Here is a 23,068-nt window from a genome sequence, read left to right as displayed (position 1 = left end):
ATGAATGTCCTGACCTTCGGGGTGGTTCGCTTTACATGGCCCCGAGATGAAATCAAGAAGGAGTCTTGCAATGAAAAAATCAACGACTGGCTTGCTGTTGGGTTCTGCGCTGGTGCTCGGCCTCTCCGGCTGTGCCACAGATTTCCAGAAAGGCGGCGATAGAGCGGGTGGTATGGCATCGGCTTCGACTGGTAACGCCTGGTATCAACAGCCCCTGGTTTGCGGTATCGCAGGTGGTCTGGTTGGCGGTAGCATCGGCTACGCTACCAGCGGTGAATCCGACGAGGACAGCGGTGCCGCTACAGGCGCAGTCGCTGGCTCAGCGATCGGTGCCCTGCTGTGTGCCGACCGTTCGCCGGAGCCCGTAGCCGAGCCCGAGCCGATGCCCGAGCCTGAGCCTGCACCCGCCCCGGCCCCTGAGTTCGAGCCGGTAGTGCTGGACAGCGAAGTAACCTTCGCCTTCGATTCGGCTGAAATTCGCGAAAGCGCCTATCCGATTCTGGACCAGGTGGCTGCAACCCTGCGCGAGAACCCTCGTATGCGGGTTAGCATCGAAGGGCATACCGATTCTATCGGTTCCAACCAGTACAACATGGATCTGTCTCAGCGTCGTGCCGACTCCGTTCGCGATTTCCTGGTCTCTCGCGGAATCGACACGAATCGCATGACCACACGTGGTTACGGCGAAGAGCAGCCGATCGCGACCAATGAGACCGATGCGGGTCGTGCTCAGAACCGTCGCGTCGAGATCAACAACTGGGATTGAGGAAGCGTTTCGGACAACCGTCCGCTAACGTCTTCAACAGGGGCACCTTCGGGTGCCCCTGTTGCGTTGCGCGATCTCTGTCGGCCTCGCCATGGCACAGGCGGGCTTGATTCTGTTAGTCTTGTCGACCGCCGAGACGTGCAGCGGGGCCGTTTGACTCGGCACTCGTATCGCCCAGGGTAGTGGGTGGGCTGCACGCCTCGCGGGCTGTTGACCATTTCCAAATCTGCTATTAACCGCGACACGTGATCTCTGGTATGGATCACCACTGCGCAAAGGATGTTTTGATGCCCATCGTGACCCTGCCGGACGGCAGCCAGAGAACTTTCGACGAACCCATCAGCGTAATGCAGCTTGCCGAGTCCATCGGTCCCGGTCTGGCCAAGGCCTGCGTGGCCGGCAAGATCGACGGTGCGCTGGTGGACGCCGCCGACGTCATCGATCATGACGCTGAAGTGGCGATCATCACGGCCCGCGACCCAGAAGGGCTGGAGATCATTCGCCACTCCTGTGCCCACCTGATCGGGCACGCCGTCAAGCAACTCTATCCCGAGGCCAAGATGGCCATCGGCCCGGTGATAGATGACGGCTTCTACTATGACATCGACTTTGGCCGTTCGGTGACGCCGGATGATCTGGCTGCCATCGAGACGCGCATGAAGGAGCTGATCGATAGCGAATACGACGTGATACGCGAGTATGTCGATCGCGACAAGGCGCTGCTGACCTTCGAGGAGCGCGGTGAGCCCTACAAACAGGAAATCATTCGCGACATTCCTGGAGGCGAGACCATTCGCCTGTATTACCATAAAGAATATACTGACATGTGCCGTGGGCCCCACGTGCCCAATACGCGGCACCTGAAGGCGTTCAAGCTGACAAAGCTGGCCGGCGCATACTGGCGTGGCGATGCCAGCAAGCCGATGCTGACTCGTATCTACGGCACTGCCTGGGGCGACAAGAAGCAGCTCAAGGCCTACCTGCAGCGCCTCGAGGAAGCCGAGAAGCGCGACCACCGCAAGCTGGCGCGCAAGCTCGATTACTTCCACATGCAGGAAGAGGCCCCGGGCATGGTGTTCTGGCACCCCAAGGGATGGACGCTGTGGCAGGTCGTCGAGCAGTACATGCGCAACGTCTACCGCGAAGGGGGCTATCAGGAGATCCGCTGCCCGCAGATCATGGACGTTTCGCTGTGGAAGAAGTCGGGTCACTGGGACAACTACGCCGAGAACATGTTCTTCACCGAATCGGAGAAGCGTGAGTATGCGCTCAAGCCGATGAACTGTCCGGGACATGTCCAGGTCTTTAATTCCGGGCTGCGCAGCTATCGAGAGCTGCCGGTACGCTACGGCGAATTCGGCGGTTGTCACCGCAACGAGCCATCCGGCGCCTTGCATGGCATCATGCGCGTGCGCGCCTTCACTCAGGACGACGGCCACGTGTTCTGCACCGAAGCCCAGGTCGAGCCGGAGGTGACGGCTTTCCATCGCCAGGCGCTCAAGGTCTATCGTGATTTCGGGTTCGAGGACATCGCGGTCAAGATTGCCTTGCGTCCCGAGAAGCGTCTGGGCAGCGATGACGACTGGGATCGTGCCGAAGCGGCGCTGCGCGGAGCCCTGTCCGCCTGCGAGGTGGAGTGGGAAGAGCTGCCCGGTGAAGGTGCTTTCTATGGCCCCAAGATCGAATATCACATGAAGGACTGCCTTGGGCGCGAGTGGCAGGTCGGCACCATGCAGGTCGACTTCATGATGCCGACCCGTCTTGGTGCTCAGTACGTGACCGAGGAGGGGGACCGCAAGCCTCCCGTCATGCTGCATCGCGCCATCGTGGGGTCGATGGAGCGTTTCATCGGCATTCTGATCGAGCACTATGCCGGAGCCATGCCGCTGTGGCTGGCACCGGAACAGGCAGTGGTGATGATCATCACCGATTCTCAGCGCGATTATGCTCACGATCTTGAGCATCGCCTGCAGAAAATTGGCCTTCGCGTCAAGGCGGACTTGAGGAATGAGAAGATCGGCTTTAAAATCCGCGAACATACGTTGCAGAAGGTTCCCTATCTTCTGGTGGTAGGAGATAAGGAAGTCGAAGCCGACTCGGTTGCCGTGCGCACGCGCACCGGCGAAGACCTTGGTACCATGACCGTTGATGCCTTCATTGAGCGGATCCGGGTCGAAGGGTGGTAGCATAGGTTGGTAAAGACAGGTTGGTAACGACATCGTCAATTACCGGAACGGAGACGGAACGATCAAGCGAAGCAGCCAGCGCGCACGTCCACAGGACAAGCGCCCCCCTATGAACGAGCGGATAACCGAGGATCAGGTTCGCCTGATCGACAGCGACGGCGAGCAGCTGGGCGTAGTGCCCACCAGCGAAGCGCTCGAGCGTGCCGAAGCGGCCGGTCTAGACCTCGTCCAGATTTCCAATGCCGATCCGATCGTCTGCAAGATCATGGATTACGGCAAGTTCGTCTTCGAGCAGAAGAAGCAGAAGTCAGCTCAGAAGAAGAAGACGAAGCAGATTCAGGTCAAGGAAGTCAAATTCCGGCCTGGCACCGACGAGGGCGACTATCAGGTCAAGCTGAAGAACCTGATCCGCTTCCTCGAAGGTGGCGACAAGGGCAAGGTCACGCTGCGTTTTCGCGGCCGTGAAATGGCGCACCAGGACATTGGCCGCAAGCTGATGGAGCGGATTGCCGCGGATCTCGAGGACATCGGAACCGTGGAGGCCTTCCCCAAGATGGAAGGGCGCCAGATGATCATGATCATTGCCCCCAAGAAGAAGTGATCCGAAGGCCAGCCAAACGGGTGGTCGGCGCAAGCCGTCCACCGGCCCCGGGTTTTCTGAAAAATCTCGAGCGGAGTTATTCTCATGCCGAAAATCAAGAGCAACAGCGGCGCTGCCAAGCGCTTCAAGAAGACGGCCAACGGCTTCAAGCACAAGCAGTCGTTCCGTAGCCACATCCTGACCAAGAAGTCGACCAAGCGGAAGCGTCAACTGCGCGGTATGAAGCAGATCCACGACGCCGACAAGGCACTGATTCAGCGCATGCTGCCGAATCTTTAAGCCTCTGGTTGCCCCACTTTAACGTCAGGAGAAAGCCATGACTCGTGTCAAGCGTGGTGTCGTCGCTCGTCGTCGTCACAAGAAAGTTCTCAAGTTGGCCAAGGGTTACTACGGTGCCCGTTCGCGCGTCTTTCGCGTAGCCAAGCAAGCCGTCATCAAGGCCGGTCAGTACGCCTACCGTGACCGTCGCCAGCGCAAGCGTCAGTTCCGCGCTCTGTGGATCCAGCGTATCAACGCCGGTGCCCGTCAGCATGGCCTGTCCTACAGCCGCTTCGTCGGTGGTCTGAAGAAGGCCGGTATCGAGATCGACCGCAAGGTGCTGGCTGACCTGGCCGTTCACGAGAAGGCTGCCTTTGCCGCCATCGTCGAGAAGGCCAAGGCTGCCCAGTAAGTGACAACGGCCGATGGCGACGGGCCGGCCGAGACCGGTCCGTCACGTTGCCAGACCGTCGCAGGGGAAGAGCAGCCGCTCTTCCCCTGTTTTTTTGGGGCCACCGTCCATGGCGGCCACCCTACGGGCCGTCGCTGGCGCGACGACTGTAATCGCCCTTGGCGATTGCCTGCCACGTGCCACTGACGCGTTAACAGAAGAATCAACGATTTCGGAGCTCAGCGGATGGACCATCTACCGACATTGGTCACCGAGGCCCGTCAGGCCATACAGGCCGCCGCGAGCATCGCGACGCTCGATGAGCTGCGGGTGCAGTACCTCGGCAAGAAAGGCGAGATTACCGCCCAATTGAAGGGACTGGGCAAACTGCCGGCGGACGAGCGGCCGGCAGCCGGAGAGCGCATCAACCAGGCCAAGCAGGCGCTGGCCGAAGAGCTCGATGCCCGCCGCAAGTCGCTGGCGAAGGCGGCGCTCGAGGCACAACTGGCGGCGGAACGCATCGACGTTACCCTGCCTGGGCGCGGCCAGACCAGCGGCGGCCTGCATCCGGTCACCCTGACCCTTGAGCGTATCGAGGGGCTGTTCGGCCGTATCGGTTACGACGTTGCCGTGGGGCCGGAGGTCGAGGACGACTACCACAATTTCGAGGCCCTCAACATTCCGGCGCACCACCCGGCACGGGGCATGGCCGATACCTTCTACTTCGACGCCACGCGCCTGCTGCGTACTCACACCTCGCCGGTGCAGGTGCGCACGATGAAGGAACAGGCACCGCCGATTCGCATCGTCTGCCCGGGACGGGTCTATCGCAGCGACTCCGACCTGACGCATACGCCGATGTTCCACCAGGTCGAGGGGCTGCTGGTGGACGAGGACGTGAGCTTCGCCGATCTCAAGGGCACCATCGAGGATTTCCTTCACGCCTTTTTCGAGCGTGACGATCTCTCGGTACGTTTCCGACCCTCCTACTTCCCGTTCACCGAGCCCTCCGCCGAGGTCGATATCCAGTGCGTGATGTGTTCGGGCGACGGCTGCCGCGTCTGCTCCCACAGCGGCTGGCTGGAAGTGATGGGCTGCGGCATGGTGCACCCGGAAGTCTTTCGTCACTCCGGCATCGACTCGGAGCGCTACAAGGGCTTCGCCTTCGGCATGGGCGCCGAGCGCCTGGCCATGCTGCGCTATGGCGTCAACGATTTGCGCATGTTCTTCGACAACGACCTGCGCTTCCTGCGCCAGTTCGCCTGATTCGAGCTTCGCACGAGCCCGGATGGCGTGACATGAACTTCGGCCGAACACAGGATTGACCATGAAATTTTCCGAACAGTGGCTGCGTGAGTGGGTATCCCCGCAGCTGGGCGTACAGGGGCTGGCCGACCAGATCACCATGGCCGGCCTCGAAGTGGATGCCGTCGAGCCCGTTGCCGCGGCCTTCAGCGGCGTTGTGGTAGCCGAGGTCGTCGACAAGCAGCAGCATCCTGACGCCGACAAGCTGAACGTGTGCCAGGTGGTCGATGGCAGCGGCGAGACGGTGCAGGTGGTGTGTGGCGCTGCCAACGTGGCAGTTGGGCAGAAGGTGCCTTTCGCTCGAGTAGGTGCCGTGCTGCCCGGCGACTTCAAGATCAAGCGGGCCAAGCTGCGCGGTGTGGAATCTTGCGGAATGATCTGCTCTGCTTCCGAACTGGGGCTGGCCGAAGAGACTTCGGGCGGCATCCTGGTGCTGCCGGCCGACGCTCCGGCCGGCGAGGATTTTCGTGCCTGGATGGGGCTCGACGACCATACCGTCGAGGTGGACCTGACGCCCAACCGCGGTGATTGCCTGAGCCTCAAGGGACTGGCGCGGGAAGTCGGCGTTCTCAATCGGTTACCGTTGAGGCCGCCCGTCATCGAGCCGGTTGCGGCCAGCCATGACGAGACCTTCCCGGTGCGGGTCGAAGACGCGGAGCGCTGCCCGCGCTATATCGGCCGGCTGATCAAGGGGGTCGACGTCACCGCAGCAACGCCGCTGTGGATGGTCGAGCGCTTGCGGCGCAGCGGTGTTCGCTCGATCGACCCGGTGGTCGACGTCACCAACTACGTGATGCTCGAGTTGGGCCAGCCGCTGCATGCCTTCGATCGTGAGAACCTGCATGGCGCGGTGGTAGTACGGCTGGCGCGGGAGGGCGAGCAACTGACCCTGCTCGACGGCCAGGAGATCAGCCTGGATGCTTCCACCCTGGTGATCGCCGACGAGCGCGGTCCGCTGGCGATTGCGGGGGTGATGGGGGGCGAGTCTTCCGGCGTGAGTCCCGCGACCCGCGATATCTTCCTCGAGTCGGCCTTCTTCTCGCCGCTGGCGGTGGCCGGGCAGGCGCGCTCCTACGGCTTGCATACCGATGCCTCCCATCGCTTCGAGCGCGGTGTCGACCCGCAGCTCACCCGTGACGCGGTGGAGCGTGCCACGGCGCTGCTGCTGCAGATCACCGGTGGCGAGCCGGGGCCACTGGTGGAAGCGGCTAGCGAAGCGCACCTGCCGGGCGAGCGCGAGGTCACCCTGCGTGCGGCGCGTTTGGAGCAGGCGCTGTGCAAGGCACTGCCCGGTGAGGAGGTGCAGGAGATTCTCGAGCGGCTGGGCATGCAGGTTCGTGCCGCCGAGGCCGGTTGGCAGGCGCAGGTGCCGAGCTGGCGTTTCGACATCGACATCGAGGAAGATTTGATCGAGGAGGTGGCGCGAATCCACGGCTACAACCGCTTGCCGGTGCGTCGCCCGGCGGCGCGCCTGGCACTTCGCCCCGATCATGAGGCACGCACGCCCCTGGCGCGATTGCGTCGCCAGATGGTGGCGCGGGGCTACCAGGAAGCCGTCACTTACAGTTTCGTTGCCCCCGAGCTGCAGCAGACGCTGCTGCCGGATGCGGTATCGCCGCGGCTGGCCAATCCCATCTCCAGCGACCTTGCGGTCATGCGGGCGAGCCTGTTCCCGGGGCTGGTGCGGGCGCTCGAATACAACCTCAACCGCCAGCAGACCCGCGTGCGCCTGTTCGAAACGGGCCTGATCTTCCGCGGCGACCTGGATGAGTTGGAGCAGACGCCCATGGTCGGTGCATTGGCCTGCGGAGAGCGCTTCCCCGAAGGTTGGTCCGGTGGTCGCGAGAAGGTCGATTTCTTCGATCTCAAGGGCGATCTGGAGAGTCTGATGGCGCTCGGCGGCGAGGAGGGCGCCTGGCGCTTCGAGCCCGGTGAGCATCCTGCTCTGCATCCGGGGCAGAGTGCGCGAATCATCTTCCGCGGTGAGCCGGTAGGCTGGATCGGAGCATTGCATCCCGGAGTCAAGGCCGAGTTGGGGCTCAAGGCCGAGGTGTTCCTGTTCGAGGTGCGCCAGGATGCGCTGACCCATGGCAGCTTGCCCAGCTTCGAGCCGTTGTCGCGTTATCCGGAAGTGCGCCGGGACCTGGCCTTCCTGCTCGAAGAAGAGCGTCCCGTTCAGGCGCTGCTGGATTGCGTCCGCAACCAGGCGGGTGAGTGGTTGCAGGAGCTAAGGCTCTTCGACGTCTATCAGGGCAAGGGGGTGCCCGAGGGCAGCAAGAGTGTTGCCTTGGGCTTGACCTGGCAGCATCCTTCGCGCACGCTGAATGACGAGGAAATCAATCAGTTGGTCGATGCCATCGTCGCCGAATCGCATCAGCATCTGGGAGCCGAGCTGCGTGGGTGAGCGCGCCTGGGATCGCCGGAAGCCCATGCAGGCGGCGGGCTGGACCGCCACTTGAGGAGATGACATGGGAGCGTTGACCAAGGCGGAACTGGCCGAACATCTTCACGCCGAGCTGGGCCTGACCAAGCGCGAAGCCAAGGCCATGGTAGAGGCGTTCTTCGAGGAGATCAGGGCGTGCCTGCGTGAGAACGAGCAGGTGAAACTGTCGGGGTTCGGCAATTTCGACCTGCGCGACAAGCGTGAGCGCCCCGGGCGTAACCCGAAGACTGGCGAGGAGATCCCCATTTCGGCACGCCGTGTCGTGACGTTCCGCCCCGGGCAGAAGCTCAAGAGCCAGGTGGAGCGCTACGAAGGTTCGGCGCCTAGCTGAGGCCTGCGGCTAACCAGTGTACGCGTCCCATTAGCGACGCAGGATGCCTCCAGGGGGCATCCTGCGTGCTATACGCCCCCACCTCTCTCCATCAACCAGGTGACGACCACCTTGAGGATGTAGCCCATCATGCCCGCTCCGAGCACCACGAAGAGCATGATGGTGCCAAAGCGGCCGGCCTGGGACTTCTTGGCCAGGTCCCAGATAATGAAGCTCATGAACAGGATCAGCCCGCCGATGAGCAGGGGAGTGATCCAGGCTTCGAATGTCTGCGTTTGCAGCATGTCGCCTCCTCGAACGAAAGGCCGACTATTATACTCGGGCATGCTCCGAGCTGCATGCGACACCTCGTCGCCGAGCGGCGAGGCCCGCTGTCGAACTGCGTCAGCCGCCTGCGTCGTGATATTATCTCTTTGAATAGTTCAGGTTTATCCCCGACATGCCAATGCTGAAGATCTTCGTAGGAACCATGTATGGCGGTGCGCTCGACGTCGCCGAACAGGTCGCTCCGCTGTTCGAAGCGGCCGGCTACGACACCGCCATTCTCGAGCAGTCGACGCTCGAAGACTTGACCGAAGAGCAGCCCGACCTGGCGCTGTTCTGTGTCTCCACGACCGGTAGCGGCGATTTCCCCGGCAACTTCGTGCCCCTTGCGCGAGGGCTCGACGAGCAGAGTCCATCGTTGGTGGGGCTGCGCTACGGCGTGATCGCCCTGGGCGATAGCTCCTATGGTGACACCTTCTGTGGTGCTGGGCGTCGCCTCGACGAGATGCTCGAGGGGCTGGGCGCCACTCGCTTAGGAGAACGCCTTGAGGTCGACGCCATGGAGACCTTCATGGCCGACGATGCCGCGCTGCCATGGGCCGAGGAGTGGATCGAAACCCAGCAGCTCAAGGTGGCCTGATGAACGTCACGCCGAGCGCTGAGCGGCTGAGCCTGCTGGTGGGGCTGCTGATATTGATGCTTGCCACCGTGCCGCGCTATCTCGCTGGAGGGCACGAAAATCGTCTGACCTTGATCGTCGTTGCCATGGCGGTAGTGGCGGTCGTGGCTGTCGTGAACTGGCGCATGCTGGAAGGCGGCGAGCGTGCTCGGTTACCCTGGCTGGGCAAGCGCTTGGCGGCGTCTCTCGTGGCCGGGCTGGCACTGATGGGGCTGTGGCATGCGCTGTTCACCGACTGGATCAGTTGGCAGTTGCTGATCGCGCATGGCGCCACTCTTGGTTTGTTGCTGCACGCCTTGTGGCTATGGTGGCGTCCTGACAGCCAGTCAGCTTGATCGACGCCGGGTGCTGCTGCGCCCGGCGCTTTCGTGGGTGGCGTGAATTTTCACACCAGCCGATAGCAAGGCTCGTACTCGCGCCCTGGCAGTTTCATGCGGCCCTGAGCAACGAAGGACCCGAGCAGGTCGTCCAGACGGCGCATCAGCTCCGACTCGGCGTGCAGCTGGAAGGGGCCATGGGCCTCGATAGCGCGCAGCCCATGCTCCTTTACGTTGCCGGCTACGATGCCGGAGAACGCGCGGCGCAGGTTGGCCGCAAGCTCATGTACCGGCTGGTTGCGGTGCAATGCCAGACCAGCCATCGCTTCGTGGGTAGGTTCGAAGGTTTCCTGAAACTCGCGAGCGATGGTCAGCCGCCAGTTGTAGTGGAAGGCGTCCTGTTGGACGCGGCGGAATTCGGTGACGCTGTCGATGCCCTGGCGCATGGTGCGAGCGACCTCGACGGGATCGTCGACGATGATGCGGTACTTGTCGCGTACCGCATCGCCCAGGGTATAAACCAGGAACTCGTCGATTCGCTGGAAGTAATCAGCCGAATTGGCCGGGCCGGTGAAGATGACCGGCAGCGTCATGTCGTGGTTATCGGGGTGGAGCAAGATGCCCAGCAGGTACAGGATCTCCTCGGCCGTGCCAACGCCGCCGGGGAAGACCACGATACCGTGGCCGAGGCGCACGAAGGCCTCCAGGCGCTTCTCGATATCGGGCATCACTACCAGCTCGTTGACCAGCGGATTGGGCGCTTCGGCAGCGATGATGCCGGGTTCGGATATGCCCAGATAGCGCCCGTCGCCGATGCGCTGCTTGGCATGCGCCAGGTTGGCACCCTTCATCGGCCCCTTCATGGCGCCGGGGCCGCAGCCGGTACAGATGTCCAGTTCACGCAGGCCGAGCTGGTAACCGACATCCTTAGTGTACTCGTACTCCTCGCGGGTGATCGAGTGACCGCCCCAGCACACCACGATGCCGGGGTCGCGTCCGGGCTTCAGGGTGCCGGCTTTGCGCAGGATATGGAACACCGCGTTGGTGGTGCCTTCGCCCGTGGTGAGGTCGAACCGCTGGTGCTGCTGGATCTCGTTGTAGACGTAGATGATGTCGCGCAGCACCGAAGAGAGATGCTCGCGAATACCCCGAATCATCTTGCCATCGACGAAGGCCTCGGCCGGGGCATTCTTTACCTTGAGGCGTATGCCGCGGTCCTGCTGGATTACCTCGATATCGAAATCGTGATAGGTCTCCATCAGCACCAGGCTGTCGTCGGTCATGCTGCCGGAGCTGAGTACGGCGAGAGAGCAGCGCCGCAGCAGGTCGTGCAGGCCGGCCTTGGAGGTGTCGCGTAGGCGGTTGACCTCGTGCTGCGAGAGCACTTCCAGGCTTCGCAGGGGCGAGATAGTGGCGGAGATGGTGTCGGGCATGAAACGATCCTTGTGGTGTCGGCTAGCGTCCCTGTCGTGTGGCGGGACAGGGAGTCATGCAATATTCATCGAGACAGCGTTATAGAGTCGTGATTCGATGCTATCACGCTGGCCGGCATGGCGCAGCGCTGCGCCGCTGGGCGCGCAGTGGTAGGATGGCGAGATCCGGTCTCGTACCCCTGACCGCACTTGCCAGCGATGCACCATGTTCAACGCCCAGTATTTCCGTACCTTCATTACTCTGGTCGAAACCGGAAGCTTCACGCGGACGGCACGCCACCTCGACATGACCCAGCCGGGCGTCAGCCAGCACGTGCGAAAGCTCGAGCAGTACCTCGACAAGCCACTTCTGGAGCGGCAGGGGCGGCGTTTCATGCTGACCGAGGCCGGGCGGCGGGCGTATGACTATGGCCTGCGCTTGTTCGCCGAACATGAACAGTTCCGCCATTCGCTGGATGACGATGCGCTGGATACCGGCGAGTGCCGCATTGCTTCTCCGGGCAGCGTCGGGCTGATGTTCTACCCTTTCATTCTTGGCCAGCAGCAGATGTCGCCAGGGTTGACGGTCAATTACAGCTTCGCGTTCAGTCATGAGATCGTCTCGGACGTGCTGGCCGGTCGCCACGACCTGGGGATCGTCACGGAGCCGATTCGCCATGCGGAACTGGACTGCAGGCTCTGGCATCAGGAGCCGCTGTGCCTGGTGGTGCCGGCCGACTTTGCCGGTACCTCGCTGGCCGAACTGATGGGCATCGGCTTCCTCAACTATTCCGACGGCATCAGTCATGCCGGGACACTGCTGCGCAGCAATTTCCCCGATGAGTTTCGCTCAATGAGCCAGTTCCGGCGCCAGGGATTCACCAATGAGGTGGGCATGGTGATGGATGCGGTGGCTCGTGGCCTCGGCTTCACCGTGGTGTCGCGTCTGGTGCTGGAGACCTCCCCCTGGCAGCGTCAGGTCAAGGAGCTCGACCTGCCGGTGACGGAGTACGAAACACTGCACCTGGTCACCCGCTCCGGTGCCAAGATGCCGCGTCGTTATGCACGGCTGCTGGAGGGCTTTCGCGAGCAACGCATGCGCGAGCGCTTCGGCTACGGTGAGGTCGCCTCGCCGCTGTAGCTGCCGGTGCGCTAGCATCCACAGCAAACGGCCCGCCGATCGCTCGGCGGGCCGTTTGCGCTACAGCCATGCATCAGCGTCAGCGAATCAGTCGCGATACTCGTCGATGCTGGGGCATGAGCAGATCAACTGCCGGTCGCCGAAGACGTTGTCGACGCGGTTGACCGCCGGCCAGTACTTCGCCGCCTTGATTGCCTGCGAAGGGAAGGCGCCGACTTCGCGGGAGTAGGAACGCTCCCAGGCGGGGTCCATCAGGTCGGCCATGGTATGCGGTGCGTTGACCAACGGGTTGTCGTCGGCTGGCCATGCGCCTTGTTCGACCTGGGCAATCTCCTCACGAATGGCGATCATGGCGTCGCAGAAGCGGTCGATCTCGTAGCGCGACTCAGACTCGGTGGGTTCCACCATCAGCGTGCCGGGCACCGGGAACGACATGGTCGGGGCGTGGAAGCCATAGTCCATCAAGCGCTTGGCGATGTCCTCTTCGCTGATTCCCGAAGCCGCCTTGAGCGGGCGGATGTCGATGATGCATTCGTGCGCCACAGTGCCGTTGACGCCGCGGTAGAGCACCGGGTAGTGCTGCTCGAGCCGCCTGGCGATGTAGTTGGCGTTGAGAATGGCGAGCTCCGTCGCCTGGCGCAGCCCGCGCGCGCCCATCATCTTGATATAGGCCCACGAGATCGGCAGGATCGAGGCGCTGCCGAAGGCCGCCGCGGAGACGGCGCCGCAGTGCTCCTTCACGCCGGCAATCGGCGTCACCACGTGGTTGGAGACGTAGGGCGCCAGGTGCGCCTTGACGCCGATGGGCCCCATGCCCGGGCCACCGCCACCGTGCGGGATGCAGAACGTCTTATGCAGGTTGAGGTGCGAAACGTCGCCGCCGAAGTCGCCGGGGCGAGACAAGCCCACTTGGGCGTTCATGTTGGCGCCGTCGATGTAGACCTGGCCACCGTGGCGGTGGACGATGGCGCACGCCTCACGTACACCCTCTTCGAATACGCCGTGGGTGGAAGGGTAGGTCAGCATGATCGCTGAGAGCGCCTCGCTGTGCTGCTCGGCCTTGGCGCGCAGGTCGTCGAGGTCGATATTGCCCATCTCGTCGCACTCGACTACCACCACCTTCATCTGCGCCATGGCGGCGGAGGCGGGGTTGGTGCCGTGGGCGGAGCTGGGGATCAGGCAGACGTTGCGGTGCCCCTGGCCCTGTGCCGCCTGGTAGCGGCGGATCGCCACCAGGCCGGCGTACTCGCCCTGAGCGCCGGAGTTGGGCTGCATCGAGATGTGTTCGTAACCGGTGATCTCGACCAGGAACGCCGCCAGCTCGTCGATCATCTGCTTGTAGCCGACCGCCTGGTTCTGGGGCACGAAGGGGTGCAACTGACCGAACTCGGGCCAGGTGATCGGGATCATCTCGCTGGTGGCATTGAGCTTCATGGTGCACGAGCCCAGCGGTATCATCGCGTGGGTGAGCGAGAGGTCCTTGTTCTCCAGGCGCTTGAGGTAGCGCAGCATCTCGGTCTCGCTGCGGAAGCGCTCGAAGGTGGGGTGGGTCAGGAACCTCGATTCACGTCGGCAGGCGGCGGGAATGCCGCAGATGCCGTCGGTTGCGACCCGCTCATCCAGGGTGGTGACAGAAAGACCATGTTCCTCGCCGAGCAGCACGTCGAACAGGGCATCGAGGTCGTGGGCCGTGGTGGTCTCGTCGAGACTGACGCCGATGTCACCATTGTCGAAGTAGCGCAGGTTGATTTCATGCGTCAACGCCCGGCCGTGGATCTTGCCGGCGTCCACACCGGTCAGGCGCAGGGTATCGAACCAGCTGTCGTGCACCAGCGCGACGCCCTTGGCCTCGAGCCCCTCGGCCAAGATGGTGGTCAGGCGATGGATGCGGGTGGCGATGGTGGTCAGGCCTTCGGCACCGTGATAGACGGCATAGAAGCCGGCGATATTGGCCAGCAGTGCCTGGGCGGTGCAGATGTTGGAGGTGGCCTTCTCGCGGCGGATGTGCTGCTCACGGGTCTGCATGGCCATGCGCAGGGCAGTGTTGCCGCGGGAGTCCTTGGATACGCCGATGATGCGACCGGGGATGGAACGCTTGAGCTTGTCGGTGGTAGCGAAGTAGGCGGCATGGGGGCCGCCGTAGCCCATGGGGACACCGAAGCGTTGGGTATTGCCGACCACGATATCGGCACCGAGCGCGCCCGGTTCCTTGAGCAGGACCAGGCTCATGATGTCGGCGGCCACACAGGTCATCACGTTCTTCTCGCGGGCGCTAGCGAGCAGCGGCGCCAAGTCGTGCACTCGGCCGCTCTCACCGGGGTACTGCAGCAGGGCGCCGAAGACGTCATGCTCGGCCAGGCTTTCGGCCGGGCCGACAATCAGTTCGAAGCCGAAGTAATGGGCGCGGGTGCGCACCACGTCCAGCGTCTGTGGCAATACGTCGTCGGCGACGAAGAAGGCGTTGCTCTTCGATTTCTTGTTGGCCCGCTGGCATAGCGCCATGGCTTCGGCCGCAGCGGTGGCCTCGTCGAGCAGTGAGGCGTTGGCAAGCTCCATGCCGGTGAGATCCATGACCATCTGCTGGAAGTTGAGCAAGCCCTCGAGGCGGCCCTGGGCGATCTCCGGCTGATAAGGCGTATAGGCGGTATACCAGCCTGGATTTTCCAGCACGTTGCGCTGGATCACGGCCGGCACGTGAGTGTTGTAGTAGCCTTGGCCGATATAGGTCTTGAACACCTTGTTCTGGCGTGCCAGGCGCCTGAGGTAGTCGAGCGCCTCGGCTTCGCTGCGCGGCGGGTCGAGATCGAGTTCGCGACCCAGGCGAATGTCTGCCGGTACCGTACGCTCGATCAGTGTCTCTAGGCTATCCATGTCCAGCGCCGCCAGCATGGCGGCTACATCTTCTGCTCCGGGACCGTTGTGGCGACGGATGAAGGCGTCATGATCGGCCAGTTCGGCCAGGCGGCGGTTGTCGTAAACCATGGAGAACCCTGTCGTTGAGGTGGAGTGCCCGGCGTTCCGAAAATCCGGTCGCCGGGCCGGGAGCATCGCTGCGTCGTTATCAGGAGTCGCTGTCTACTACGGCCTGGTACGCCTCGGCATTCAGCAGGGCTTCCACGGCGGCCGCATCCTCGACGCGAACCTTCATGATCCAGCCACCCTCGTAGGGCGCTTCGTTGATGGTTTCGGGCGCATCCTCGAGGGCCTCGTTGACCTCGACGATTTCGCCGGCCAGCGGCGCGTAAAGATCGGAGGCGGCCTTGACCGATTCGATCACACCGAACTCCTCGCCCTTCTCCAGGGTGCGTCCCACCTCGGGAAGCTCGACGAATACGACGTCTCCAAGCGCTTCCTGAGCATGATCGGTGATGCCGATGGTGACGGTGCCATCGCCATTGTCCAGTACCCACTCGTGGCTGTCGTTGTAGCGCAGGTTGGCAGGGATCGAGCTCATGATGATTTTCCTATACGAAAAAGGTTTTCTGGTTGGGCAAATGCTAACGCCATTAGTGGCGTTTGGCGAGTCCGAGGATCGTCGTCGATGCATGCGATCTGGCTAGCCGCATCGATAGCGTGGCGTGCGCGGCAGCAGGCGTCCAGTGCAACTTGCATCGTTTCGTATGAGCCCGGCAGGTCGCACCACCATTCGACACCGCTGGCTCGGCTCACTAACCTTGAGGCATGCCGCTTGGCAGCGACGCTCAGGTCCGGGCATGTCGCCAAAGTGAAAGTCGGCGGTGTCGTGACGTTTGTTTCCGATACGAAACACGCGCTAAGCTTGCGCGGATGAGCAGGACGAACGAACCGCAGCAGTCTGTACGACACAGTAGTGAATTTCTGGCATTTTCCGCTATGGTACGCCGTCTGGTCGTACAGATTTACCGAGAAGGTCCTTAAAAACAGTCCATACAACAGAGGGAAACGTTCGTGGAAACATTGACAGCAATATTCAGCGCCATCAACGGCGTGGTCTGGGGGCCGTTGATGCTCATCCTGCTGTTAGGGGTGGGGCTCTACTTGCAGCTCGGCTTGAAGCTGATGCCCATCCGCAAGCTGGGCACCGGCTTCAAGCTGATGTGGCAGGGGCGCGATGCCAAGCCGGCACCCGGCGAGGCGAAGAAACCCGAAGACGAAGGTGAAATCTCGCCCTTCAACGCCCTGATGACTGCACTTTCGGCCACCATCGGGACCGGTAACATCGCCGGCGTGGCAACGGCCATCGCCCTGGGCGGCCCAGGTGCGGTGTTCTGGATGTGGATCACGGCACTCGTCGGCATGGCGACGAAATTCTCCGAGGCGGTACTGGCGGTGCGTTTCAGGGAAACCGACAGCACCGGGTATCACGTCGGCGGGCCGATGTTCTACATCAAGAATGGCCTGGGCAGGAAGTGGCTGTGGCTGGGCGGCGCCTTCGCCTTCTTCGGTGCCGTGGCCGCCTTCGGTATCGGCAACACCGTACAGTCGAACTCGGTAGCCGATGCCCTCGATTCTACCTTCGGCATTGCCCCTTGGATGACGGGTGTGGTGATCATGGTCCTGGCGGGCGCCGTAATCCTGGGCGGTATCAAGCGCATCGCCAAGGTGGCCGGCAAGCTGGTGCCGATCATGGGTATCGCCTACGTAGTGGCGGGTCTGGCGGTGTTGGTCGTCAACGCAGGACAGATCGGTGAGGCTTTCAGTCTGATCTTCTACTATGCCTTCAATCCCGTGGCGGCGGCAGGCGGCTTCGCCGGGGCAGCCGTAATGGCGGCGATACGCTTCGGCGTGGCGCGCGGAATCTTTTCCAACGAGGCGGGCCTGGGCAGTGCGCCCATTGCCCATGCCGCCGCCAAGACACGCAACCCGGTGCGCCAGGGCCTGATCGCCATGCTCGGTACATTCATCGATACCATCATCGTCTGTACCATCACCGCGCTGGTCATCCTGACTTCCACGGTGTGGATCCAGGGTGAAGAGGGCGCCTCGCTGACCGCGCTCTCCTTCGATGCGGCGTTGCCTGGCTGGGGCAACCAGATTGTATCGCTGGCGCTGGCAGTGTTCGCCTTCACCACCATCCTGGGCTGGTCGTTCTATGGCGAGAAGTGCTTCCAGTTCCTGTTCGGTACGCGCTCGATCATGCTCTACAGGGTGCTGTTCGTGCTGGCGATTCCGCTGGGCGCCATGGCCCAACTCGGCTTCATCTGGCTCATGGCCGATACCTTCAACGCCCTGATGGCCATTCCCAACCTGATTGCGCTGGCACTGCTTTCACCCGTGGTTTTCAAGGTGACGCGCGCCTACTTCAGCGGCGAGGAAGTACTGCCGGGAGAGGATCTGGACCACGACAAGTCCTGATCGATCCGCTGGCTAATCGAGAGGCGCCCGAGGGCGCCTCTTATCCTGTCCCGAGCCTCTTTGCCTTCCATCACGTCACGAGGAAAACCCATGAACCAACTCAAGCACACCCCGCTGCACGGCCTGCATCTGGAACTGGGCGGGAAGATGGTTCCCTTTGCCAGCTACGAGATGCCGGTGCAGTTTCCGCTCGGCGTAAAGAAGGAGCACGAGCACACCCGCGCAGCCTGCGGCCTGTTCGATGTCTCCCATATGGGCCAGATCCTGCTGCATGGCCCGCGCCCCGCCGAGGCGCTGGAGACTCTGGTGTGCGCCGATATCGTCGGCCTGCCCGAGGGCATGCAGCGTTATACGCTGTTTACCGGCCAGGAGGGCGGTATTCTCGATGATCTCATGGTGGCCAATCCTGGTGACGGGACGCTCTACCTGGTGGTCAACGCTGCATGCAAGGATCAGGACGTGGCGCTGCTCGAGACAGGGCTCGTCGATAATGATCATCGAGTCGAGGTGCTGGAGCGTGGCTTGCTGGCCCTGCAGGGGCCCAAGGCGGCGGAGGTCATGCGCCGGCACTGCCCCGAGGCGTGCGAGATGGTCTTCATGCAGCATGGACGTTTCGAAATTGATGGCACGCCCGTATGGATCAGCCGCAGCGGCTATACCGGTGAGGATGGTTTCGAGATCTCGGTGGCGGCCGACGAGGCGGAGGCACTGGCCCGCCGCCTGCTGGCCGAGGAAGAGGTCGAGCCCATCGGCCTGGGGGCGCGGGATTCTCTGCGCCTCGAGGCCGGGCTGTGTCTCTACGGCCACGATATCGATACCGAGACCACGCCGGTGGAAGCGGGACTGATCTGGGCCATCGGCAAGGCGCGCCGTCACGGCGGAGAGCGTTCGGCCGGATTTCCGGGCGCTGATTTGATCCTGCACCAGGTCGATGCCAAGGACCATCGTCGCAAGCGCGTCGGCCTGCTGGGAGAGGGGCGTGCGCCGGTGCGCGAGGGTGCCGAACTCTACAGCGAGCAAGGTCAGCACATCGGCAAGGTTACGTCCGGGGGCTTCGGGCCCAGCGTGGGCCAGCCAGTGGCGATGGGCTATGTCGATATCGACCATGCCGCGGTCGGGACGACCGTCCATGCCGAGGTGCGTGGCAAGCGTTTGCCCATGGTAGTGAGCAAGATGCCCTTCGTGGCGCCGGGATATCATCGCGGCTAAGAAGATTTATACCGTTATCTTCCAGCAAAAAGCCACCGCATGCAGATGCGGTGGCTTTTTGCTGCTGTAACCAGGCCGATACTCAACGCATCAGCTCGGCTTGCTCCTCCCAATAGCGACCCATGCTGCGCTCCTCGGTGAGATCGTAGAGCCTTTCTCGTCGTGCAAGGCGAGCACCGCCGTCGCGCGTCAGGGGGCTCCAGGCGAGCTGGGCACGCTGCCGGGTAGAGTGCACGAAGAAGGCGTCCAGCGGCAGAGAGAGGTAGATGCCTTTATCGAAACTACCTTCACCGAAGGCATCGCCGGCATTGGTGAAGGTGGCCCAGCCGCCCAGGCGTATGCCCGAGTCGAATTCGCGTGACACATCGAAGGTGACGCCGAGGTCGCCGGCCAGGTAGCGGCCCACGCTGGCCTTGGCCAGTACGTCCTCGTAGTCGGTCTGCCAGTAGCCCGTCAGATGGCCCGTCCAGGTACTGTAATCACGCATCTCGAAACGCTGATCGAAGTCTCGCTGCTTGACCCAGTTGACGTCGAGTCCGAGTGCCACGTCGCTGTTGAAGGGGCGGTAGAGCAGTTCTGCGCCCGCCCCGGCAAACATGGTCTCGAGCAGGCCGCCATAGCCCATTGCGTACCAGTCGTTGCCGAGCTGGGCGGTGTGGGTGTACTGCAGGTTGCTGATGCCGATATCGGTCTCGGCCAGATAATCGCCGATATGGGTACGTACGCGGGGTAGTTCCGAAGGGCCGAGGTAGCGGTACTCGGATAAGTTGTCGTCCAGCGTATAGGTAAGCGCGCCCGAGACCCAGTGGTTGTCACCCAGCCGGTATTCGCTGTCGAGGTTGGCGGACAGCCGGTAGAGGTAGCCGTCGGGGCCGCCGAAGTTCTGCTCGAGCTGCGGCTCGAGGCTGTAGAAGAACCCGCGCGGGGGAGATTCGTGCAGTACTTCGCCACGCTCCGGATCCAGCGTGGCATGGGAGTAGAGCCCGTGACGATAGGTGACGGTTTCATCGCTGGACGAGGCGGCGTCGACCAGCGCCTCGCGATCGTGCACGCTCTCGCGCAGGGCCATGCCGCGCTCGTGCCAACGGAAGCGGAAGGTCTCCACTTCGCTGTCGAGATTGTTGTGCAGCAGGCGTGCGGCCCGCAGCTCGCTTTCGGCGAGTGAGCGATAACGTGTCGGCTCACCCTCGACGATGACGCTCGAGCCGTCCTGGCGGATGCGATAGACGCCGATGCCGGCGTTGTTGCCTAGCTCGCGACTGAGCCCGGTCCAGTCACTGGTGTGCTCGGCGGGGGCCGGCGCCAGATCGACGGGGAGTGGGTCGCGCTTGGCCTGGGAGACGCTGGCGAGATTGGTCGCTAATGAGATCCCGAGCATGGCGGTATCTCCACGCTGCCAACCGGCCTTGAGTTCGACGCTATCGGACACACGCAGCCGAGCACCGAGATTGAAGCGTGAACTCTGCTCCTGATCGTTGCGTTGCGGTTCGTGCTGATAGTTGTTGCCTTCCATCTCCAACTGCAGCACCAGAGGGTTCCAGGGTGTCTGGTACTCGATTCCGCCAAACAGGGCGCTGCGACCGCTGAACAGGCTACCCAGGTTGAAGTCACCCCCGGATCCGCCCGAGCTGAACCCGGAGCGTCGCTCGAAGCGCTCGTCGAGTTGGGCCAGTGGGTTGGGAAAGTCTTCCTGATTGCCCAGGTAGCCCCAGCCGATTCCCAGTGAGAAATCGAGACTGTGCCAGCGCTTGCTGGCGACCAGGTATTCACCGGAGAACAGGCCGGTGCCGCCGATGTCGCGGGCGCCGACGGCGATTTGTGGCCAGTAGCGCTCCTCTTCACGGAGCCTCACCTTGAAGTCGATACCCTTGTCCAGATTGTTGCGGTCGTCCGTGGCGGCCAGATAGCGCCGGTTTTCCACTTCGACATAACGGAAACCGGCTTCCAGCCATTCGGTGGGCTGGAAGAAAACTCCATAACGCCGGTAGGGTGCGGTACGCGACAGCGAAAAGGCGAAGCCGCCAAGAGGCGCCATGCGGGCAGTGGGGGTCTGCATCAATCCCACGCCACCGAAATCGCTCTGGCCGCCGCCGAGGCGTGGTTGCATCGGTTCGGCCAGCGCCGGTGCGGCGATGGCTGCAGCGATGGCGAAGGTCAATGGGGCGAGGCGCGGCGACCATGATTCGGATCGCTTCATGCGTCAGCCCCTCCTGAATCGGTTTGACCGGCAGCTTCCGGTATGGCGACGGCATGACAGGTATCGCCAGGAAGGCGGGTCGCCAGAAAGTCGGACAGGGCACGATTGACCCAGTCGGCCTCCTGGACCGGTTCAGGAAGGACGATGGCGACGCGACTACCGGCGACCAAGGGGGCATCGCCGGCATTCCAGGCGGCAATGCCGATCCGACGTGGAGGGCTTTGGGGTGTGATCACCCACGCCTCGTCGGCACTGGACCAGCGGGAGCTCGGTTGCATGCGCAGCACGTCGCGCAGACTCATACCTGGAGCCCAGCGATGCCGTGTCACGCCACCAAGATGCCAAAGCTCTACCCATTCGGGCACGTCACAATGGCCGACTTCGGCCAGTGAGGTCAGCAGCGGGTCGTGCCGTGGTGAGGCGAGCAGGGCGGCAAGGTCGGCCCTGGCCGCCGTGCGTCCCTTTATCGCTTGTTGCTCGGCGATGGTGGCCTGCCATTCTTCCAGGCCTCGGGCCATGCCGGTGCGTCCGGCCAGAGCATAGCGGTCGATCAAGGTCTCCAGCTCTTCCTGCAGGCGCCTGGCTTGGCGCTGCTGGCGCTCTTGCTGACGCTCGAGCAGGTAGTAACTGTAAGCGGGCGGCTCGGGTATCGTCTGCTGTTCGAGCCATAAGTCCGAGAGCCGGCGGGCGTCGGCTTGGCCGTCAAGGGGCAGGGTCAGCAGTGCACCCAGGCAGACGGCGTGCCAGCGCCCGGTAAGGGGGGGGAGACGTCGGGTCATTCTCGTTCTCTTTGTCACGACGATGGCGTGCCGTCAGGCAGGTTCGTCTGCCCGGCGTCACGCCCGGTGTCCTCGGCATCGCTCCACCAAGGTCTCGCCACCTGCCAGCGCAGGCGTGGACCATCCGGCCAGAGCGCCATGTCACCCCCCCAGATCCGCAGGCTGCCCGGCTCGCGCCAGTACTCCCCACGGCTATGCGTATTACTGTTTTTCCAGTCGAGTCGTTCGGTGCAGCGCTCCAAGGTCAATCGGGTCAATGGGAGGTCGACTGGCTGAGCCGGCTCACAGGTGAGTCTCGCCATTGCCACGTCCTGCCATTCCTGACCGTTGGCGTCGCGCCAGTGAGCATGCACTCGGTAGTGCCCCGCGCTTGCCTTGGCCGAGTGCCAGCGCCCCAACAGGAGTTCTTCGAAGCCGGCCGTGCTAGCAGGAACCCCATCTCGCAGTTGAAGCGTGGCTCGATCGCCTGCCTGCCAGTAGGTATCGCGGCCCTGTTCCCCCGTGCGATGCGCCATGACCAGCAGTGCCTGGTTTCCCCGGGTGTCTGCAATCAGCGTGGCGTAAGGCAAGGCCTCCGCCTGTACCGCCAGGTCCTCACCGTGACGCCCACCCATCAAAGTGGCGCCCATGGGAGTCAGCTGACCACCTTGGGTGCAAGCCGTCAGGCCCGCGGCGAGGCCGCCCAACAGTAACAAGCGAAGCAGGACCGCCTTGCGGCGGCCCTGGGTCGGCACACGCTTCGTGCTGCGCCGTCTGTCGCGGACCATCAGCGCGTTCCGGTACCGGTGCCAGTCCCGGTGCCGGTACCCGTGCCAGTGGCACCGATCGCCACGCCGATACCGGCCGCACCCCGGCTCACGGCGCCGGCCAGGGCTTGGCCGGAATTGCCCGGGGCTGCGCCGGCGGCACCGCCGCCAGTCGCGAGCCCGCCGCTGGCCATCGCGCCCGGCGCAGGCGTATTGGCTGAGTTGCCGGGGGCGCCCGGCGTGCCCTGGGCTGGGGTGACCTGCTGTGCCAGCGCCAATGGCGCCAGGCCCAGCAAGGTCACGCCCGCCAGAGCGATGACGCCTCGTCGCAATTTCAATGGTTCAAACATATCGGTATGACTCCTTTATTGCGCCGGACACTTCCGGCGTTACGAGTGGCCGGATAGCGCATCCTCGAAATGGTGCTGGATTGCTACCTGGCCGACCTGCCGTCGGCAGGCAATATAGACAGGCTTACATAGGATTGCCCCCGTGACGCTTAATGGTCATGGGGTTTCGGTTCGAATGGTGAATTGATAACTTAGATCACGATAACAGGAAAGAAACTTATCTTGTTGCAGGGTGTCTGTGTGTATATAAGAGTAAAGAAATGTATAGAAACTAATAAGGGGTAGTGGCAGGCAAAAAAAAAGATTATTCTGACAGTGTTCACTAGGTGTCTTGCATGGAAGCAATGGCCCTGTCTTGT

The 23,068-nt window shown here is 62.9% G+C and carries 21 protein-coding genes; 13 read left to right on the top strand and 8 right to left on the bottom strand.

Features of this window, described 5'->3' with window-relative positions:
- Nucleotides 1-70: 70 nt before the first annotated feature.
- From HNO52_RS10915 to ihfA, 8 genes are all read left to right on the top strand, one after another.
- Complete coding sequence (locus tag HNO52_RS10915; protein ID WP_197565355.1) at nt 71-766, top strand: OmpA family protein; 696 nt, start codon at nt 71-73, stop codon at nt 764-766.
- 287 nt (nt 767-1,053) lie between these two features.
- Entirely contained in the window at nt 1,054-2,952 is a 1,899-nt protein-coding gene (thrS, locus tag HNO52_RS10910; protein ID WP_197565354.1) for a threonine--tRNA ligase, read from the top strand.
- Nucleotides 2,953-2,983: 31 nt separating this feature from the next.
- The gene (gene infC / locus HNO52_RS10905) at nt 2,984-3,553 is read left to right on the top strand and encodes a translation initiation factor IF-3 (protein WP_442907174.1); all 570 of its coding nucleotides are present in this window, start codon (nt 2,984-2,986) and stop codon (nt 3,551-3,553) included.
- 84 nt (nt 3,554-3,637) lie between these two features.
- Nucleotides 3,638-3,832 carry a 50S ribosomal protein L35 gene (rpmI, locus tag HNO52_RS10900; RefSeq protein ID WP_089725334.1) on the top strand — a complete coding sequence of 65 codons (195 nt, stop codon included), beginning with the start codon at nt 3,638-3,640 and terminating at the stop codon, nt 3,830-3,832.
- Between the two features lie 37 nt (nt 3,833-3,869).
- On the top strand, nt 3,870-4,223 hold the full coding sequence (rplT, locus tag HNO52_RS10895) for a 50S ribosomal protein L20 (protein WP_104203667.1): 354 nt from the start codon (nt 3,870-3,872) through the stop codon (nt 4,221-4,223).
- Between the two features lie 225 nt (nt 4,224-4,448).
- Nucleotides 4,449-5,468, top strand: a complete 1,020-nt coding sequence (pheS, locus tag HNO52_RS10890; protein ID WP_197565353.1) for a phenylalanine--tRNA ligase subunit alpha — start codon at nt 4,449-4,451, stop codon at nt 5,466-5,468.
- 61 nt (nt 5,469-5,529) lie between these two features.
- Nucleotides 5,530-7,911: a phenylalanine--tRNA ligase subunit beta gene (gene pheT / locus HNO52_RS10885; RefSeq protein ID WP_197565352.1), complete on the top strand. Its 2,382-nt coding sequence runs from the start codon at nt 5,530-5,532 to the stop codon at nt 7,909-7,911.
- A 64-nt stretch (nt 7,912-7,975) separates the two neighbouring features.
- Entirely contained in the window at nt 7,976-8,281 is a 306-nt protein-coding gene (gene ihfA / locus HNO52_RS10880; RefSeq protein WP_167110302.1) for an integration host factor subunit alpha, read from the top strand.
- 68 nt (nt 8,282-8,349) lie between these two features.
- Here ihfA and HNO52_RS10875 read toward each other — a convergent pair whose 3' ends face one another.
- Nucleotides 8,350-8,565: a DUF2788 domain-containing protein gene (locus tag HNO52_RS10875; RefSeq protein ID WP_197565351.1), complete on the bottom strand. Its 216-nt coding sequence runs from the start codon at nt 8,563-8,565 to the stop codon at nt 8,350-8,352.
- Between the two features lie 155 nt (nt 8,566-8,720).
- On the opposite strand from HNO52_RS10875, the gene HNO52_RS10870 reads away from it, so the two are divergent.
- Nucleotides 8,721-9,185, top strand: a complete 465-nt coding sequence (locus HNO52_RS10870) for a flavodoxin domain-containing protein (protein ID WP_197565350.1) — start codon at nt 8,721-8,723, stop codon at nt 9,183-9,185.
- Nucleotides 9,185-9,559, top strand: coding sequence for a hypothetical protein (locus HNO52_RS10865; RefSeq protein WP_197565349.1), 375 nt, complete (start codon nt 9,185-9,187; stop codon nt 9,557-9,559). Before HNO52_RS10870 ends, HNO52_RS10865 begins: the two co-directional genes overlap by 1 nt.
- A 50-nt stretch (nt 9,560-9,609) precedes the next feature.
- Here the strand turns inward: HNO52_RS10865 and ppnN are convergent, their stop codons facing one another.
- The gene (gene ppnN / locus HNO52_RS10860; RefSeq protein WP_269476056.1) at nt 9,610-10,974 is read right to left on the bottom strand and encodes a nucleotide 5'-monophosphate nucleosidase PpnN; all 1,365 of its coding nucleotides are present in this window, start codon (nt 10,972-10,974) and stop codon (nt 9,610-9,612) included.
- A 205-nt stretch (nt 10,975-11,179) separates the two neighbouring features.
- On the opposite strand from ppnN, the gene HNO52_RS10855 reads away from it, so the two are divergent.
- A complete protein-coding gene (locus tag HNO52_RS10855; RefSeq protein WP_197565348.1) occupies nt 11,180-12,094 on the top strand; it encodes a LysR family transcriptional regulator in 915 nt (304 codons plus the stop codon).
- An 87-nt stretch (nt 12,095-12,181) separates the two neighbouring features.
- Here the strand turns inward: HNO52_RS10855 and gcvP are convergent, their stop codons facing one another.
- Both gcvP and gcvH read right to left on the bottom strand, forming a co-directional pair.
- Complete coding sequence (gene gcvP / locus HNO52_RS10850) at nt 12,182-15,076, bottom strand: aminomethyl-transferring glycine dehydrogenase (RefSeq protein ID WP_197565347.1); 2,895 nt, start codon at nt 15,074-15,076, stop codon at nt 12,182-12,184.
- A gap of 79 nt (nt 15,077-15,155) precedes the next feature.
- A complete protein-coding gene (gene gcvH / locus HNO52_RS10845) occupies nt 15,156-15,548 on the bottom strand; it encodes a glycine cleavage system protein GcvH (RefSeq protein WP_197565346.1) in 393 nt (130 codons plus the stop codon).
- 473 nt (nt 15,549-16,021) lie between these two features.
- On the opposite strand from gcvH, the gene HNO52_RS10840 reads away from it, so the two are divergent.
- The gene (locus tag HNO52_RS10840) at nt 16,022-17,428 is read left to right on the top strand and encodes an alanine/glycine:cation symporter family protein (protein WP_197565345.1); all 1,407 of its coding nucleotides are present in this window, start codon (nt 16,022-16,024) and stop codon (nt 17,426-17,428) included.
- Between the two features lie 90 nt (nt 17,429-17,518).
- Nucleotides 17,519-18,637 (top strand): glycine cleavage system aminomethyltransferase GcvT, encoded by a 1,119-nt coding sequence (gcvT, locus tag HNO52_RS10835; RefSeq protein WP_197565344.1) that lies wholly within the window; start codon nt 17,519-17,521, stop codon nt 18,635-18,637.
- Nucleotides 18,638-18,719: 82 nt separating this feature from the next.
- Here gcvT and HNO52_RS10830 read toward each other — a convergent pair whose 3' ends face one another.
- From HNO52_RS10830 to HNO52_RS10815, 4 genes are read right to left on the bottom strand one after another with little or no spacing between them, the layout of a single operon-like run.
- A complete protein-coding gene (locus HNO52_RS10830) occupies nt 18,720-20,834 on the bottom strand; it encodes a YjbH domain-containing protein (protein ID WP_232090207.1) in 2,115 nt (704 codons plus the stop codon).
- A complete protein-coding gene (locus tag HNO52_RS10825) occupies nt 20,831-21,613 on the bottom strand; it encodes a capsule biosynthesis GfcC family protein (RefSeq protein ID WP_197565343.1) in 783 nt (260 codons plus the stop codon). The genes HNO52_RS10830 and HNO52_RS10825 overlap by 4 nt, the downstream gene beginning before the upstream one ends.
- A gap of 14 nt (nt 21,614-21,627) precedes the next feature.
- Nucleotides 21,628-22,380, bottom strand: coding sequence for a YjbF family lipoprotein (locus HNO52_RS10820; protein WP_197565342.1), 753 nt, complete (start codon nt 22,378-22,380; stop codon nt 21,628-21,630).
- A complete protein-coding gene (locus HNO52_RS10815) occupies nt 22,380-22,709 on the bottom strand; it encodes a hypothetical protein (protein WP_197565341.1) in 330 nt (109 codons plus the stop codon). Before HNO52_RS10815 ends, HNO52_RS10820 begins: the two co-directional genes overlap by 1 nt.
- Nucleotides 22,710-23,068: the final 359 nt, after the last annotated feature.

This window comes from Halomonas sp. MCCC 1A13316 (assembly GCF_014931605.1).
Taxonomy (GTDB): Bacteria; Pseudomonadota; Gammaproteobacteria; order Pseudomonadales; family Halomonadaceae; genus Halomonas.
Note: the sequence above shows the minus strand (reverse complement) of the source record. Positions and strands in the feature narration are given on the sequence as shown.